This window comes from Azospirillum sp. A23, from assembly GCF_042938965.1.
Lineage (GTDB): Bacteria > Pseudomonadota > Alphaproteobacteria > Azospirillales > Azospirillaceae > Azospirillum > Azospirillum melinis.
In genome coordinates this window covers 279,367-292,634 of record NZ_CP170664.1, presented here as the reverse complement: position 1 = coordinate 292,634, position 13,268 = coordinate 279,367, and the positions used below count along the sequence as shown (strand labels likewise).

12 protein-coding genes are annotated in these 13,268 nt (G+C 68.8%); 5 read left to right on the top strand and 7 right to left on the bottom strand.

All coding sequences use genetic code 11. The features are described from left to right. Positions 1–13 precede the first annotated feature (13 nt). A complete protein-coding gene (gene preA / locus ABNQ40_RS06715) occupies positions 14–1,297 on the bottom strand; it encodes an NAD-dependent dihydropyrimidine dehydrogenase subunit PreA (protein ID WP_109048567.1) in 1,284 nt (427 codons plus the stop codon). 17 nt (positions 1,298–1,314) lie between these two features. Further along, on the bottom strand, positions 1,315–2,625 hold the full coding sequence (locus tag ABNQ40_RS06710) for an NAD(P)-dependent oxidoreductase (protein WP_109048566.1): 1,311 nt from the start codon (positions 2,623–2,625) through the stop codon (positions 1,315–1,317). A gap of 344 nt (positions 2,626–2,969) precedes the next feature. Between ABNQ40_RS06710 and ogt the strand changes: the two genes are divergently transcribed. Further along, positions 2,970–3,506 carry a methylated-DNA--[protein]-cysteine S-methyltransferase gene (gene ogt, locus ABNQ40_RS06705; protein ID WP_109048565.1) on the top strand — a complete coding sequence of 179 codons (537 nt, stop codon included), beginning with the start codon at positions 2,970–2,972 and terminating at the stop codon, positions 3,504–3,506. Between the two features lie 26 nt (positions 3,507–3,532). On the opposite strand, the gene ABNQ40_RS06700 is transcribed toward ogt, so the two are convergent. Continuing rightward, on the bottom strand, positions 3,533–5,578 hold the full coding sequence (locus ABNQ40_RS06700) for an NADPH-dependent 2,4-dienoyl-CoA reductase (RefSeq protein ID WP_109490783.1): 2,046 nt from the start codon (positions 5,576–5,578) through the stop codon (positions 3,533–3,535). Positions 5,579–5,874: 296 nt separating this feature from the next. Here ABNQ40_RS06700 and hyi point away from each other — a divergent pair, with 296 nt between their 5' ends. From hyi to ABNQ40_RS06685, 3 genes are all read left to right on the top strand, one after another. Beyond that, complete coding sequence (gene hyi / locus ABNQ40_RS06695; RefSeq protein ID WP_109048564.1) at positions 5,875–6,669, top strand: hydroxypyruvate isomerase; 795 nt, start codon at positions 5,875–5,877, stop codon at positions 6,667–6,669. 36 nt (positions 6,670–6,705) lie between these two features. Then, the gene (glxR, locus tag ABNQ40_RS06690) at positions 6,706–7,590 is read left to right on the top strand and encodes a 2-hydroxy-3-oxopropionate reductase (RefSeq protein ID WP_109048563.1); all 885 of its coding nucleotides are present in this window, start codon (positions 6,706–6,708) and stop codon (positions 7,588–7,590) included. A gap of 117 nt (positions 7,591–7,707) precedes the next feature. Further along, positions 7,708–8,997, top strand: coding sequence for a glycerate kinase (locus tag ABNQ40_RS06685; protein ID WP_109048562.1), 1,290 nt, complete (start codon positions 7,708–7,710; stop codon positions 8,995–8,997). A 59-nt stretch (positions 8,998–9,056) separates the two neighbouring features. On the opposite strand, the gene ABNQ40_RS06680 is transcribed toward ABNQ40_RS06685, so the two are convergent. Next, positions 9,057–10,040 carry an NAD(P)H-quinone oxidoreductase gene (locus ABNQ40_RS06680; protein WP_109048561.1) on the bottom strand — a complete coding sequence of 328 codons (984 nt, stop codon included), beginning with the start codon at positions 10,038–10,040 and terminating at the stop codon, positions 9,057–9,059. Then, positions 10,037–10,588, bottom strand: a complete 552-nt coding sequence (locus ABNQ40_RS06675; protein ID WP_109048560.1) for a hypothetical protein — start codon at positions 10,586–10,588, stop codon at positions 10,037–10,039. The genes ABNQ40_RS06680 and ABNQ40_RS06675 overlap by 4 nt, the downstream gene beginning before the upstream one ends. A gap of 121 nt (positions 10,589–10,709) precedes the next feature. Between ABNQ40_RS06675 and ABNQ40_RS06670 the strand changes: the two genes are divergently transcribed. Next, positions 10,710–11,654 carry a LysR family transcriptional regulator gene (locus ABNQ40_RS06670; protein WP_109048559.1) on the top strand — a complete coding sequence of 315 codons (945 nt, stop codon included), beginning with the start codon at positions 10,710–10,712 and terminating at the stop codon, positions 11,652–11,654. Between the two features lie 148 nt (positions 11,655–11,802). On the opposite strand, the gene ABNQ40_RS06665 is transcribed toward ABNQ40_RS06670, so the two are convergent. Then, on the bottom strand, positions 11,803–12,558 hold the full coding sequence (locus ABNQ40_RS06665; protein ID WP_109048558.1) for a cyclic nucleotide-binding domain-containing protein: 756 nt from the start codon (positions 12,556–12,558) through the stop codon (positions 11,803–11,805). A 60-nt stretch (positions 12,559–12,618) separates the two neighbouring features. Further along, complete coding sequence (locus ABNQ40_RS06660; RefSeq protein WP_247879636.1) at positions 12,619–13,260, bottom strand: TlpA disulfide reductase family protein; 642 nt, start codon at positions 13,258–13,260, stop codon at positions 12,619–12,621. Positions 13,261–13,268 lie beyond the last annotated feature (8 nt).

Here is a 13,268-nt window from a genome sequence, read left to right as displayed (position 1 = left end):
GTTCGGCGGCTGATTATTCGGCGGCTTCCGGGACGCGCATCGGGTTGCGGGCGTCGTTGGGCCAGGTGACGTAGGGCAGGTCGGTCTGCTCCGGCACCATGGTGATGCAGTCCGGCACCGGGCAGACATGGCTGCACAGGTTACAGCCGACGCACTCCTCGTTGACCACGGTGAAGACGCGGCGGCCTTCTCCTTGGTCGATGCGGATCGCCTGGTGCGAGGTGTCCTCGCAGACGATGTGGCAGCGGCCGCAATCGATGCACAAGGCGGGGTCGATCACCGCCTTGGTCGAGAAGTTCATGTTCAGATCATTCCAGTTGACGACGTTGCGCACGGCACGGCCGCTCAGCTCGTCGAGAGTCCGGTATCCCTTCTCGTCCATCCAGTTGGACAGGCCGCCGATCATGTCCTCGACGATCTTGAAGCCGTAGGTCATGGCGGCGGTGCAGACCTGGACGTTGGTGGCGCCCAGCGCCAGGAACTCCGCCGCGTCGCGCCATGTGGTGATGCCGCCGATGCCACTGACCGGCAGGCCGTGCGTGTCGGGGTTGCGGGCGATCTCCGCCACCATGTTCAGCGCGATGGGCTTCACCGCCGGGCCGCAATAGCCGCCATGGCTGCCCTTTCCGTCGACCACCGGGGTCGGCGCCATGGCGTCGAGATCGACCGCGACGATGGAGTTCACCGTGTTGATCAGCGACACCGCGTCGGCGCCCCCGCGCTTGGCCGCTTCCGCCGACCACAGGATGTTGGTGATGTTGGGGGTCAGCTTGACAATCACCGGCAAATTGACGGCGTTCTTCACCCAGCGGGTGACCTGCTCCACCATCTCCGGCACCTGCCCGATGGCGGAGCCCATGCCGCGCTCGCACATGCCGTGCGGGCAGCCGAGGTTGAGTTCCAGCCCGTCGGCCACCCCCGTCTCGGCGATGCGGCGGGCGAGGTTGGCCCAGGCCTCCTCCTCGATGCGGGCCATCAGCGAGACGACCATGGCGCGGTCGGGCCAATCGCGCTTGACCTCGATGATCTCCTGCAAATTCACCTCGAGCGGCCGGTCGGAGATCAGCTCGATGTTGTTGAAACCGATCATCCGGCGGTCGGTGTCGAGATGCGCGCCGTAGCGGCTGGAGACGTTGACCACCGGCGGGTCCTCGCCCAGCGTCTTCCACACCACACCGCCCCAGCCCGCCTTGAAGGCGCGGACGACGTTGTAGGCCTTGTCGGTCGGCGGGGCCGAGGCCAGCCAGAAGGGGTTGGGGGAGCGGATGCCGGCGATGGTGCTGCTGAGATCGGCCATGATGTGGCTCCCTTTCCTCAGGCGGTCAGGTGGCTGTGGATGGCGAGGGCGGCGAGCTTGCCGTCCTGCACGGACTGGACCGTCAGGTCCTCGCCCGTGGCGACGCAGTCGCCGCCGGCCCAGACCTTGGCAAGCGTCGTGCGATAGGCGCTGTCGATGGCGATCTTGCCGCCGGTGACCTCAAGGCCGGACAGGGCGTCGGCCGACAGTTTCTGCCCGACCGCCTTCAGCACCATGTCGGCCTGGAGGGTGAAGGTCTCGCCGGTGCCGGACAGCTTGCCGTCGTTCAAGCGCGTGCGTTCGAAGGTGATGTCGGTGTCGCCGATCACCGAAGGCGCGGCGAAGGTCTTCAGCACGACGCCCTCGGTCTGGGCCAGCTCCTGCTCCCAGCCGGTGGCGCCCATCTGGGCCCGGCCGCGGCGGTAGACCAGGGTGACGTCCTCCGCACCCAGGCGCTTGGCCTGGATGGCGGCGTCCACCGCGGTGTTGCCGCCGCCGATCACCACGACGCTGCGCCCCACTGCCGGCGGCTGGCCGGGCGGGGCTTGGCGCACCCGCTCGATGAAGGCGGTGGCGTCCTCGACGCCCGCACGCTCCTCGCCGGGGATGCCGAGGCGGTTGTTGGACCCCAGGCCGACGCCGAGGAAGACGGCGTCGAAGTCGGCGCGCAGGCTGTCGAGCGACAGGTCGGCGCCCAGCCTGCGGCTATGCTCCACACTGATGCCGCCGACGCCGAGGATGAAGGCAACCTCGCGCTGGGCGAAATCGTCAGCCATCTTGTAGGGGGCGAGGCCATATTCGTTGAGGCCGCCGGACTTCGCCTTGGCCTCGAACACCGTGACCTCATGGCCGAGCGTGGCGAGGCGGTGGGCGCAGGACAGGCCGGCCGGACCGGCACCGACCACGGCGACGCGCTTTCCGGTGGCGGCGGCGCGCGGGAAGGGGTGGGCCGGCTCGCCGTCGATCAGCCGGTCGGTGGCGTGGCGTTGCAGCCGGCCGATGGCGACGGGGCGATCCTCCGCCCGGTTGCGGACGCAAGCCTGCTCGCACAGCGTCTCGGTCGGGCAGACGCGGCCGCAGGTGCCGCCCATGATGTTCTCCGACAGGATCGTCGTCGCGGCGCCCTTCAGGTTGCCGGTGGCGATTGAGCGGATGAAGGCCGGGATATCGATCCCGGTCGGGCAGGCCTTGATGCAGGGAGCGTCGTAGCAGAACAGGCAGCGGTTCGACTCGGCCAGCGCCTGCACCGGCGTCATCGCCGGGGTCAGGTCGGTGTAGGGCGAAGCCGAATTGTCTCCGGTGATGGCAAGCGTAGCGATCAGGGTCATGGCGGATGGCTTCCCTTCGGTCGCAGAGCGGCGTGTCTACCGAAGCATCAGCAACCCGCGTGCCAAGAGAACCAACCAGCACTGCCAACGGAGACGGGCGGCGGAAAAGCTGACTGTTCGGTCAAAAACTGACGGTATGGACAGGCATGGCTTCATCATGCCAGCCATGCGGATTGCACGCAACTCAGCCTTTTGGCGCCTCTTTTGGCGGCGATACGCAAGAAACGCATGGGAATTCGCAAACGCAGAATCAGGAAATTACGCTGTATCAAAGGGTTGCATCGCCGGGGCTCTGCCTTCAATTTCGGCAGCGCACCTGTGCAAGCGAGATAGGAGGTGCCGCCATGTCCACTTTCTCAAGTCTGCTGATCGACCGCACCGCGACGCCCATCGGCGAGTTGATCGTGGTGGCGGACGGGGACGGCGCCCTGCGCGCCATCGACTGGACCGACCATGAGGACCGGCTGCACCGGCTGCTGCGCCTGCACCATCCCGGCGGCTACGAGCTGCGGCCGGCCGGCGATCCAGGCGGGCTGACGCGGGCGATGGATGCCTATTTCGCGGGCGAGCTTTCCGTCATCGACCGGCTGCCGGTGCGCACCGGCGGGACACCGTTCCAGCGCGCGGTGTGGGCGGCGCTGCGCGGGATTCCCTGCGGCGGCACCGTCAGCTACCGCGAGCTGGCGGCGCTGGCCGGGCGTCCGGCGGCGGTGCGGGCGGCGGGACATGCCAACGGCGCCAACCCGGTCGGCATCGTGGTGCCCTGTCACCGGGTGATCGGATCGGATGGAACGCTGACCGGCTATGGCGGCGGGGTGGAGCGCAAGCGCTGGCTGCTGACGCATGAGAGGGCAGCGGCAAATCCCCCTTCGCAGGGATGACGGTCGAACAGGTTCGAGCCGCTCCCCTACAGCCCCGCCGCCAGCCTGGTGCCCTGGGCGATGGCGCGCTTGGCGTCCAGTTCGGCCGCGACGTCGGCACCGCCGATCAGGTGGACGGCGATGCCGGCGGCCTCCAGCGGGGCGTGCAGCTCGCGCAACGGCTCCTGCCCCGTGCACAGGACGATGCTGTCCACCGCGAGCGTCTGCACCCGCTCGCGCTTCTCGCCGAAGCTGACGGTCAGCCCCTCGTCGTCGATGCGCTCGTAATTCACGCCGGACAGCGCCTGGATGTTCTTCATCTTCAGCTGAGCCCGGTGGATCCAGCCGGTGGTCTTGCCCAGCCCCGCGCCGGGCTTGCTCGCCTTGCGCTGGAGCAGCACGACCTCGCGGGCGGGTGGCGTCAGGTGCGGGCGGATGCCGGCGACGCCGCCGCGCGCCTCGGCGGGATCGGCGACGCCCCATTCGGCCCGCCACAGCGCCGGGTCCAGGCTGGGCGACGGCGCTTCCTGGACCAGAAATTCGCTGACGTCGAAGCCGATGCCGCCGGCGCCCACCACGGCAACGCGCCGGCCGACCGGCTTGGCACCGCGCAGCACGTCGATGTAGGTCAGCACCTTGGGATGGTCCTGACCGGGGATCTTCGGGTCGCGTGGAACCACTCCGGTCGCCAGCACCACCTCGTCGTATCCGGCGCCGGCCAGCTCATCGGCGCTCACCCGCCGCCCCAGATGCAGCGCCACCCCGGTCTCCGCCAGCCGGTGGCGGAAATAGCGCAGCGTCTCGTGGAACTCCTCCTTGCCGGGGACCAGCTTTGCCATGTTGAACTGGCCGCCGATTTCGTCGGCCGCGTCGAACAGATGCACCTCGTGCCCGCGCTCCGCAGCGGTGGTGGCGCAGGCGAGGCCAGCCGGCCCGGCGCCGACCACGGCGACGCGCTTGCGCTTGATGGCCGGCGCAATCGTCAGTTCCGTCTCGTGGCAGGCGCGCGGGTTGACCAGACAGCTCGCCGTCTTGCCGGAGAAGATGTGGTCCAGGCAGGCCTGGTTGCAGGCGATGCAGGTGTTGATCGCCGCCGCCCTGCCCGCCGCCGCCTTGGCGACGAAGTCCGGGTCGGCCAGGAAGGGCCGCGCCATCGACACCATGTCGGCCAGCCCCTCGCCGATCACCGCGTCGCCGACCTCCGGCGTGTTGATGCGGTTGGTGGTGCAGAGCGGGATCGACACCGCCTCTTTCAGCTTGCCCGTCACCCAGGCGAAGTTGGCGCGCGGCACGCTGGTGGCGATGGTCGGCACCCGCGCCTCGTGCCAGCCGATGCCGGTGTTGATGATGGTGGCCCCCGCCTGCTCGATGGCCTGGGCCAGCTGCACGACCTCTTCCCATGTGCTGCCGTCGGGGATCAGGTCCAGCATCGACAGGCGGTAGATGATGACGAAATCGCGCCCGACCGCCTCGCGCATGCGCGACACGATCTCCACCGGAAAGCGCATGCGGTTCTCGTAAGGCCCGCCCCATTTGTCGGTGCGCCGGTTGGTGTGGGTCACCAGGAACTGGTTGATCAGGTAGCCTTCCGACCCCATCACCTCGACCCCGTCATAGCCGGCCTCGCGCGCCAGTTCGGCGCAGCGGACATAGGCGCGGATCTGGCGCTCCACCCCCCGTGCGGTCAGGGCACGCGGGGTGAAGGGGGTGATCGGCGACTTGATGCGCGACGGCGCCACCGACAGCGGGCTGTAGGCGTAGCGGCCGGCATGCAGGATCTGCAGCGCGATCTTGCCGTCTTCGGCATGCACGGCGTCGGTGATGACCCGATGCGCCCGTGCCGCGCCATGCCGCGCCAGGGTGGAGCCGAAGGGCGACAGCCAGCCCTCCACATTGGGCGAGAAGCCGCCGGTAACCATCAGCCCGACCCCGCCACGCGCCCGCTCGGCGAAATAGGCGGCCAGCCGCGGGAAATGGCGGCGCCGGTCCTCAAGCCCGGTGTGCATCGACCCCATCAGCACCCGGTTCTTCAGCACCGTGAAGCCGAGATCGAGCGGGGCCAGCAGATGCGGGTAGGGCTGGGAGCCGGGCATGGTCACGGGACGCGTCCTCCGGTTATCGAACCCGCGCTTCTGGCGGCGCTGGGCAGGCTGATGATTGGTGGCGCAAATCCTAATTCAGGGTGACGTATGCGTCAATCAGGTTCCGCGGCATCCGCCAGCGCCCCTGGAAGGCCGATCGAGCCCCGATCGTTCGCGCACCCCGCTTTCCGCTGTGTGAAAAAGCCGTTCGGCGAACTGGCTCAAGGGCCTGCGCGGCGGTCAAGCTCCCAACCCAAGGGCCGCCCCTCCATCCCCGGCGGCCGATTTGCGTAACCGGGAGTTCGGTCATGGTGCAGTTCGCCGCCAACCTGACGATGCTCTACAACGAGCATCCCTTCCTCGACCGATTCGCCGCGGCGGCCGATGCCGGCTTCCGTGGGGTCGAGTATCTGTTTCCCTATGATTTCGCCGCCGACGCGCTGGCGGAGAAGCTGCGCCAGCATGGCCTGACCCAGGTCCTGCACAATCTGCCGGCCGGCAACTGGGGTGGCGGCGAGCGCGGCATCGCCATCCTGCCCGACCGCGTGCAGGAATTCCGCGACGGCGTCGCCCGCGCCATCGACTATGCCGGCACGCTGGGCTGCAAACAGGTCAACTGCCTCGTCGGCATCCTGCCGCAAGGTGCCGATGCCGCCACGGCGGAAAGCACGCTGACCGCCAACCTCGCCTATGCCGCCGACGCGCTGGCCGGCGCCGGGATCAGGCTGCTGGTCGAGCCGATCAACACCCGCGACATCCCCGGCTTCTACCTGACCCGCACGAAGCAGGCGCTGGACCTGATCGCCAAGGTCGGCTCCGACAATCTCTTCGTGCAGTACGACATCTACCACATGCAGATCATGGAAGGCGATCTGGCCCGCACCATCGAGGCCAACCTCGCCCGCATCGCCCATGTCCAGCTGGCCGACAACCCCGGCCGCTTCGAACCGGGCACCGGCGAGATCAATTATCCCTTCCTGTTCAAGCATCTGGACGCCATCGGCTACAGCGGCTGGGTCGGCTGCGAATACAAGCCGAAGACGACGACGGACGAGGGGCTCGGCTGGTTCGCCCCCTACAAGACCGAACCGGCGCACGCCTGAGACGCCCCCATCCATTCAAAGAGAAGGACTATCGTCATGAAGGTCGGTTTCATCGGTCTCGGCATCATGGGCACCCCGATGGCGGGGCATCTGCTGGACGCCGGTCACACGCTCTATGTCCACGACATCAAGCCGGTCCCGGCCGAGCTTACGACCAAGGGCGCCATCCCCTGCCCGAGCGGCGCGGAGGTCGCGGCGGCGGCCGAGGTCATCATCACCATGGTGCCGGACACCCCCCATGTCGGCGCCGCCCTGTTCAGCGAAAACGGCGTTGCCGCCGGCCTGTCGGCGGGCAAGATCGTGGTCGACATGTCCTCGATCTCCCCCATCGAGACCAAGGAATACGCCAAGCGCATCAACGATCTCGGCTGCTCCTACCTCGACGCGCCGGTGTCGGGCGGCGAGGTCGGGGCCAAGGCCGCCTCGCTGACCATCATGGTCGGCGGCCCGCAGGAGGCCTTCGACACGGTCAAGCCGCTGTTCGAGAAGATGGGCAAGAACATCACGCTGGTCGGCGGCAACGGCGACGGCCAGACCACCAAGGTCGCCAACCAGATCATCGTCGCGCTGACCATCGAGGCGGTGGCCGAAGCCCTGCTGTTCGCCTCCAAGGCCGGCGCCGACCCGGCCAAGGTCCGTCAGGCGCTGATGGGCGGCTTCGCCTCCTCGCGCATCCTGGAGGTCCATGGCGAGCGGATGATCAACCGCAACTTCACCCCCGGCTTCCGCATCGAGCTGCACCAGAAGGATCTGAACCTGGCGCTGAGCGGCGCCAAGGCGCTGAACCTGTCGCTGCCGCACACCGCCAGCTGCCAGCAGCTGTTCAACGCCTGCGCCGCGCAGGGCGGGGCGGCCTGGGACCATTCCGGCATGCTCCGCGCGCTGGAACTGTTGGCCGGGCACGAAGTCGGGTCGAAGTAAGGGCTCGGGGGCGCCGCCGGCGGACGATGCCGCCGATGGCGCCCCACCCAAACCATTGGCCTGCCAACCATTCGCGTGCATTCTAAGCGCCCCGCCATCCACGACGCCCGAGCGACCATGACCGCCACCGCCCCCACTGCCGCCCCAACTGCCGACGCCCTGCTCCACGACCTGTTCCAGGCGGCGCTCACCGCGGTGACCGCCGAGACCCGGCTGCCGGCGGCCCTGCCGCAGCCCCCGAAGGGCCGCACGGTGGTCATCGGCGCCGGCAAGGCGGCGGCGGCGATGGCGAAGACGGTGGAGAACCACTGGCTGGGGCCGCTGACCGGGCTGGTCGTCACCCGCTACGACCATGATCTGCCGACCGAACGGATCGAGGTGGTGCAGGCCAGCCACCCGGTGCCCGACGCCGCGGGGCAGGAGGCGGCGCGCCGCATCGTCGACATGGTGCAGGGGCTGACCGCCGACGACCTCGTGCTCTGCCTGATCTCGGGCGGCGGCTCCGCCCTGCTGGCGCTGCCGGCTCCCGGCATCACGCTGGAGGACAAGCGCGCCGTCGCCAAGGCTCTGCTGAAGAGCGGCGCCGACATCGGCGAGATGAACTGCGTGCGCAAGCATCTGTCGGCGGTGAAGGGCGGCCGGCTCGCCGCCATGGCCCACCCGGCCCGCGTCGTGTCGCTTCTGGTCTCCGACGTGCCGGGCGACGATCCGTCGGTGATCGCCAGCGGCCCGACCGTGCCCGACCCGACCAGCTTCGCCGATGCCCGCGCCATCCTGGCGAAATACGGCATCACCCCGCCGCCGGCCGTCGCCGCCTTCCTGGAGGCCGCCGAGGACGAAACGCCGAAGCCCGGCGACCCGCGTCTGGCCGGTGCCGAGACCACCATCATCGCCACCCCGCAGGACGCGCTGGAGGCAGCGGCGGCGCTGGCCCGAGACCGCGGCTACACCCCGGTCATCCTGGGCGACGCCATCGAGGGCGAATCGCGCGAAGTCGCCAAGGTCCATGCCGGCATCGCCCGGCAGGTCGCCCGCCACGGCCAGCCGGCCCCGGTTCCCGCCGTGATCCTGTCCGGCGGCGAGACCACGGTGACGGTGCGCGGCCAGGGCCGCGGCGGCCGCAACGTCGAATTCCTGCTGGCGCTGGCGGTGGCGCTCGACGGCCATCCCGGCATCCGGGCCGCCGCCTTCGACACCGACGGCATCGACGGGACGGAGGACAATGCCGGCGCCGTCCTGCGCCCCGACACGCTGGCCCGCGCCGAGGCGATGGGGCTGGACGCCAAGGCCTTCCTCGCCAACAACGACGGCTACAGCTTCTTCAAGGCGCTCGGCGATCTGGTCGTCACCGGCCCGACGCGGACCAACGTGAACGACTTCCGGGTGATCGTGATCGATCCGGCCTGACGAATCGCGACCAATATCGACTGTCAATACTGGAGGAGGTGCGCCTGTGCAGGCCCTCCTCAAGGCAATGTGAGCACAATCTTTCCGAAACCGCCGCCGCGCTCCATCGCCTCGTGCGCCTGCACGACGTCTGCCAGGGGAAATACCTGCGAAACCACGGCGCGCAGGGTGCCGGAGGCGACGAGCGGCAGCATACGGTCGGCAAAGCGCTGAACCATCGCGCGCTTCTCATTCGGCTGCCGCGACTTCATCACCGTTCCCACCAGCCGCAGATGGTTGTGAAGAAGCAGGCCGAGAGGAATTGGCGCATCGCCTCCGCCTCCCATCAGCCCGACCTGCACCAGGATCCCGCCCGGCCGCAGGCTGCGCAGGTTGCCGGCGAGCGTGCCGCCGCCGATGAAATCGACCACCGCGTCGAGACCCCGGCCTGCCGTGAACCACCGGGCCTCCGCCTCGAAATCCCCTGACCGGTAGTCGACGACCGCCTCGGCACCCAGCGAGAGGACATCGCCGAGGCGACCGGCACCGGCCGTCGCCAGAACACGGCCCCCCAAGGCGCGGGCGACCTGCACCATGGCGGAGCCGACACCACCCGCCGCGGCGTGGACGAGCACGGTCTGCCCGGTGCCGAGACCCGCCAGATGTCCAACGACCTCATAGGCGGTGACGAAGGATTCCATCACTGCCGCCGCCTCGATAAAGCCGAGATGCTCGGGCATGCGGACAGCCAGCGCCTGATCGACTCGCGCGACCTCCGCATAGGCGCCGCCACCGGTGATCGCCATCACCAGGTCGCCGCGGCGGAACCCCGTCACCGCCCCGCCGACCTCCACGACCTCGCCGGCCAGTTCCAGCCCGAGAAGCGGGCTGTCGCCGTAACTCTCCGTTCCATAGGCCCCCTGCCGCTGCAGAAGATCGGCCCGGTTCACACCGGCGGCACGCACCCGCACCAACAGATCCGTCGGCCGGATCTCCGGGGCCGGCACTTCGGCGAGACGGAGAACATCCGCCCCGCCGAAGTCCTGGAAGACCGCCGCTCTCACTTCACACCCTCCAGCGCCCGCGCTTCGGCGCGACGCGCGATGCTGGCCGCGAAAAGGGGCGTCTCGCGCCGGTTGTGGTCGCCACCGGCGGCTTGACGGGCGGCGGCAGCGGCTTCGTAGGACAGCTGATGCGCCTCCAGAAAATCCATGAAGGCATCCGTGGGATGCGCGGTCACCCGGTTCGTGTAGCGGGTCCGGCCATTTTCGATGGCTTCGGCCATCAGTTCCCAGACGACGTTGACCTGCGTGCGGCCGTTGGCCGTGAAGACGTCCGAGATCGAATTCATCCGCACATAGGTCGGGCCGGCTTCCTCGGCCACGTAATGCTGGACCACGAGCCCTGTACCGATCATCTCGACATTGATCGACATCCGGCGGCCGTCATCGGTCGTGGTGATGCCGGCGGCGATATGGTCGGGTGCGCAGCAGCGTTGATATTCGGCCTCCGGCAGGGAGAACAGCCATTCCTCGATGTCCACCCGATCCAGCGGCACGTCGATCTCGGCCGAATAGGCGGATTGGGACAGGATGCGATCCAGGACTTTCATTGTACTCTCCATTTCGCTTCGGTCAGGCTCCGGCGCCCGGCTCGTGGAATGGACCTTACGCAGCCTCCGCAGGTGCGAGAATGCAGGCAGATGTCGAAACCTTTTTGCCGGAAACGCAAAGATGATGGATCCGCGCTTCGCAGAGCACCTGACGGTCTTCGTCGACGTGGTCCGGGGCGGCAGCTTCTCCAACGCGGCGCGGCGGCGCGGGCTGACGCCCTCCGCCATCGCCCGCCAGATCGACGCGCTGGAACACAGCGTCGGCGTGCCGCTCTTTGTCCGCTCGACGCGCGCACTGGCGATGACCGATGCCGGTGAGCGGCTCTTCGAACGCGCGCAACGGCTTCTGGACGATCTGGCCGACACCCACGCGGAAATCGCCGCCTTCGACGGCGCGGTGACCGGCGTCTTCCGCCTGGCCTGCTTTCCCACCTTCGGCAAGCGCTATGTGATCCCCGCGGTGGAGGCGGCGATGCGCGACCATCCCCGGCTGACCGTCGAACTCGATCTGACCGAACGCCTGGCGGACCCGGTCCTCGAACGTCTCGACGCGGTGATCCGCATCGGAGAGCTGGCGGACAGCACGCTCATCGCCACCCGTCTCGCCGGACAGAAAAGGCTCCTCGTCGCCTCGCCGGACTACCTGTCGCGCAACGGGGCGCCAGCCGACCGCGCCTCGCTCGCCGGTCACCGGCTGATCGACAAGCTGCATGGCGCCGATCTGCTCGGCTGGTCGGACCTGCTCGGCCATCCGGCGGGATATCGGCAGGATGCCGGCGTGGTCTTCCGCTGCGACGACTTCGAGGCGATGCGGGGCGCAGCCATGTCCGGAATCGGCATCGCCTTTCTGCCGGATTGGGTCGTGGGGAGCGACGTTCGTGCCGGCGCTCTCCTGCGGCTGACTCTCGACGCCGAATCCGGGGCCGAATCCGGAGCCGAATCTTGGAATATGTCGGACACGGGCATCCACCTGCTGCGCGCCTTGGCGCAACCCTCCGCGAAATTCCGGGTGGTGAGCAGCGCCATCCGTACGGTGATCGGTGCGCCACCGGTCTGGACTCCCTGATCCCGGTTTTGCGCGCATCGCACAATCGGGCCTTGCCGACACCGTAAGACTCCACGGAGGTCGGCATCCTGTGTCCGGCGACGCCCGCCGCCTGAGACGGAGTGTCCAGTGCCGGACCTCGGCAAAGCGGTCCTCGACGGAACTGCCGCTATTGCGCTTTTTTCGTCAGCTGCGCGATGTAGATCCGTGCCAGCGATTTCAGGATCGGCGGCATCGCCATCACCGCGTCCTCGAAGCTGCGCTTGTCGATCACCTCGCAGATCCCGCCGCTCACCGCCACGGCGGTGACGTCGGGCGGGCGGCCGGTCAGCAGATAGATCTCGCCGAACAGGCTGCCCGGGCCGAAGTTGGCGATCTCCTCGCCCAGCGTGCCGCGGCCAGGGCGGAAAGCCACGCGGCCGGACTGGATCAGGTAGGCGGCGTTCACCGGGTCGTTGGGGCTGAAGAAGACATGCCCCTCGCGGATCATCCGGCGGTCGACCACCTTCTGGAACGAGTTGGTGGAGCGGAAATCCACCGCGTTGCCGACCCGCTCGGTCGGCGGCAGGCCGTAGTCGCGGCGAATGGCGGCGATCAGGCTCTGCAACAGGTAGGAGGCCAGCGGCGGGCTGCGCTTCAGCAGGCTGCGGAAGGCGTCCCGCGTCACCTCGACGCACGTCACCTCGGTCAGCGCCCGCACGGTGGCGCTGCGCTCGCCATCGTCGATCAGCGCCATCTCGCCGACCACCGCCCCCTTGCCGACCACCCCCAGCCGCCGGATGCTGCCGTCCGCGGCGGTCAGCAGCACTTCCAGTTCCCCGGACTCGATCAGCCATGCCCGGTCGCCGCGCTCGCCCTGCCGCATCATCACGATGCCGGGACCGATGGTGGTGCGCTTGGGACCGGAAGTGGCGGACTGCGTCATTGCATGGCTCAAAACAGACGGAAAGTTATCTCCCCACTCTACCCCAAGCCCACCGCATCGTCAGCCTCCGGTCTTCATCACGCCGCGGTCGCGGGCCGGCCCGCTGCCATTGCCGCCGCCGCGGCCGAGAAACTGGCGCAGGAAGGCGACGACCTCCGGCGAATCCCACTCCACCGCCCCCTCGACGCGGCCAAGCTCACGGCCCTCGGGATCGACCAGGATGGTGGTGGGCAGGCCGCGCAGGGACAGCGCCTTCATCGACTCCGATCCCGGATCGAGGAACACCGTCAGATGCTCCACCCCCGTCTTCTTGTAGAAGGGCTCCACCGCCGTCCGCCCGCCGCGGTCCAGCGACAGCGCCACCACCTGGAAGGCATCGCCGCCCAGCTGGGCCTGGAGCCGGTCGAGCGACGGCATCTCCTTCACGCACGGCCCGCACCAGGTCGCCCACAGGTTCAGCAGGATCACCCGGTCCTTGAAATCGGCCAGATCGACCCGTCGCCCCTCGGCATCGACGAAGGACAAGGGCGGCATCGGCTTGGGCTCCGCCCCCTTGAACTTCTCCAGCTTGTCGGCACCGGTGGAGGCGACGGGCGTGGCCGTCAACCCGGCATCGGGCGCGCCCAGCCGCACCACCTCCGGCGCTGCGGCGCCGGGGTTGGGCGCCGCGCCGGCGCTCCACCACAGGCCGGCCCCGGCCATGCACACAC

Coding starts and splice junctions, on each gene's coding strand:
- ABNQ40_RS06700 (WP_109490783.1), bottom strand. CDS start 5,578: ATGCCCGGCTCCCAGCCCTACCCGCATCTGCTGGCCCCGCTCGATCTC.
- ABNQ40_RS06665 (WP_109048558.1), bottom strand. CDS start 12,558: ATGACGCAGTCCGCCACTTCCGGTCCCAAGCGCACCACCATCGGTCCC.
- ogt (WP_109048565.1), top strand. CDS start 2,970: ATGTCCACTTTCTCAAGTCTGCTGATCGACCGCACCGCGACGCCCATC.
- preA (WP_109048567.1), bottom strand. CDS start 1,297: ATGGCCGATCTCAGCAGCACCATCGCCGGCATCCGCTCCCCCAACCCC.
- ABNQ40_RS06675 (WP_109048560.1), bottom strand. CDS start 10,588: ATGAAAGTCCTGGATCGCATCCTGTCCCAATCCGCCTATTCGGCCGAG.
- ABNQ40_RS06685 (WP_109048562.1), top strand. CDS start 7,708: ATGACCGCCACCGCCCCCACTGCCGCCCCAACTGCCGACGCCCTGCTC.
- ABNQ40_RS06710 (WP_109048566.1), bottom strand. CDS start 2,625: ATGACCCTGATCGCTACGCTTGCCATCACCGGAGACAATTCGGCTTCG.
- ABNQ40_RS06660 (WP_247879636.1), bottom strand. CDS start 13,260: ATGGCCGGGGCCGGCCTGTGGTGGAGCGCCGGCGCGGCGCCCAACCCC.
- hyi (WP_109048564.1), top strand. CDS start 5,875: ATGGTGCAGTTCGCCGCCAACCTGACGATGCTCTACAACGAGCATCCC.
- ABNQ40_RS06670 (WP_109048559.1), top strand. CDS start 10,710: ATGATGGATCCGCGCTTCGCAGAGCACCTGACGGTCTTCGTCGACGTG.
- glxR (WP_109048563.1), top strand. CDS start 6,706: ATGAAGGTCGGTTTCATCGGTCTCGGCATCATGGGCACCCCGATGGCG.